This window comes from Mesorhizobium sp. WSM4983 (assembly GCF_029625765.1).
In the GTDB taxonomy this organism is placed as follows: domain Bacteria; phylum Pseudomonadota; class Alphaproteobacteria; order Rhizobiales; family Rhizobiaceae; genus Mesorhizobium.
This window is the reverse complement of the sequence record NZ_JARTVM010000027.1, coordinates 1-2073: the sequence shown is the minus strand read 5'-3', so window position 1 is coordinate 2073 and position 2073 is coordinate 1. Positions and strand designations below refer to the sequence as shown.

Sequence of the window (2073 nt, the reverse complement as noted above, 5' to 3'; positions counted from 1 at the left end):
AATGAGGCGTCTTGCATGGCTTCTACACCTGCCTGAATGCCAGAACTGCGTTCGTACCGCCCATGGCGAAGGCGTTGCTCATGGCGACGCGCACCTTGCGCTCCCGCGGCACATTGGGTGTGATGTCGAGGTCGCAAGCGGGATCTGGCTCGCGATAGTTGGCGGTCGGCGGCACGACGTCCTCTTGGATTGCCATCACGCAGGCGATCATTTCAAGCGCGCTCGCTGCGCCGAGGCAATGCGCGTGCGTGGACTTGGTGGAAGAGATGGACATCGAATAAGCGTGGTTTCCAAACACACGCTTGATCGCCGCCGTTTCAGTCTGATCATTGCTCTTGGTACCGGTGCCGTGCGCGTTGAGATAGTCGACGTCCTCGGCATTCAGCCCGGCATCGGCAAGGCAGGCGCGCATCGCCGACGCTGGCCCCTCGACAGATGGCGCGGCAATGTGGAAGGCATCGGCGGAAAGGCCGACGCCGGCGATCTCGGCAAGAATTGTGGCACCACGCCTCGTGGCATGCTCGTAGCTTTCCAGCACGGCCATGCCCGCACCCTCGCCCAGCACCAGGCCCTTCCTATCGGCGGAGAAGGGCCGGCAGGTATCGGGTGAAAGCACGCGCATTGCTTCCCATGCTTTCAGCACGCCCCATGCGAAGGGTGCGTCGCTGCCCCCGGAAACCATTACGTCGGCCCGGCCCAGCTTGATCTGGTCCACCGCCGAGGCGATCGCATGGTTGGCCGAGGCACATGCGGAGGTCACCCCGAAGACCGGCCCGCGCAAGCCGAGGCTCAAGCTAAGATGGACGGAAGCGGCGCTGGGCATCACCTTTACTCCAGTGAAGAGTTCAGCACGGATTGCGCTACCCAAAAGCAGTGAGCGGTAAGTTTGTTCTGTTGCGTACGAACCGGTAAATCCGACGCCCACTGTCGCGCCGAAGCGATGGGCATTCCCCTCGTCGCAGGAAAGTCCGGCCTGCCGCATGGCTTCGCGCGCTGCAAGCACGGCGAGCAAGCTGAAGCGGTCCATGGAGATGAGATGCCCCCGGTTGATGTCGTGCTGGGGCAGCGCCTTGATCTCAGCGCCGGTCATGCCCTCCAGGTCATGAAGCTCGGAATTGGCGATCGGGCCGATGGCGGAGCGGCCTTCGCGCATCTCTTTCCACATAGAGGCGGCGTCGGTGCCCAGTCCGCACAGGCCGCCCACTCCGGTGATAACGACGCGCCTGTCCATTCAAGCCTCCTTCGCAAGCAAGCCGCGGACGGCTTCCACGACGTCGCCGACATTCTTGAGATTGGACCAGGCATCGGCCGTGTTCATGTCGATCTTGATGCCGTAGGCCTGCTCCACATCCCAGAGGACGTCCGCCAAACCCAGCGAATCGAACCCGAGCGCGTCCAGTTCCGTGGCGATTGTTATCTCGCCGACGAATGACGCAGGCATTCCCTCACCGCTCTCCGACTCGGCGCGTTTCTTGATCAGGGCAATGACGTCCGTTGCGAATTGATCGGCCATTCTGTTTCCTGTCTTTCTTTCCCGCGTTTCGACCTGGACGCGGCTCAGTTCCTGAGGCGCGCCGCGTCGCGAAAGCCATCACGCTTGGGCAACTGACAAAGCCCAATGCTCATAAAGCCGGATCAGGTCCGGCCGGTGTGTGGCGTAGGTGCAGTATGACGATGTGAGCCGCTACACGTGCGCGTCTCCCGGTCTGTCCATAGGCTCGGAAGAAGTCGGACAGTTTGACATGGCCGGTCAGTTGCAACTCCCTTTCCCAGCACTCCACTGCCCGGTAGAGCGCATGAAAAATCTCCTTTCGGGCGGTTTCTTAAGACGCTCGCCACGCCATGAGGCAGTGGGGGCATCGGTGTCCATCAGGTGCTTCTGCCCATGCAGGATTCCAGAACATTGATGAAATCGTTTGTTTCGATGAAAGGCATCCACACTTTGGATGGTTGACCACGCTTTTCAAAGATCGTGAACTACATCTCCTCGTTGTGCTCGACGCACTCCGGACAAGTAACCTCATGGGCGCGGCATGCAGGATTAACCGAGCCCAGCCGGTCATGAGTGCGGCC

At 61.0% G+C, this 2073-nt stretch carries 2 protein-coding genes; both read right to left on the bottom strand.

Annotated features, from left to right (window positions below; translation table 11 throughout):
* Positions 1 to 22 precede the first annotated feature (22 nt).
* On the bottom strand, positions 23 to 1231 hold the full coding sequence (locus P9254_RS28780; RefSeq protein ID WP_095794006.1) for a beta-ketoacyl-[acyl-carrier-protein] synthase family protein: 1209 nt from the start codon (positions 1229 to 1231) through the stop codon (positions 23 to 25).
* A complete protein-coding gene (locus tag P9254_RS28775; RefSeq protein ID WP_029356603.1) occupies positions 1232 to 1513 on the bottom strand; it encodes an acyl carrier protein in 282 nt (93 codons plus the stop codon).
* Positions 1514 to 2073: the final 560 nt, after the last annotated feature.

Excerpts from the sequence above, each read along its gene's own strand:
- P9254_RS28780 (WP_095794006.1), bottom strand. The coding sequence starts at position 1,231 with ATGGACAGGCGCGTCGTTATCACCGGAGTGGGCGGCCTGTGCGGACTG.
- P9254_RS28775 (WP_029356603.1), bottom strand. The coding sequence starts at position 1,513 with ATGGCCGATCAATTCGCAACGGACGTCATTGCCCTGATCAAGAAACGC.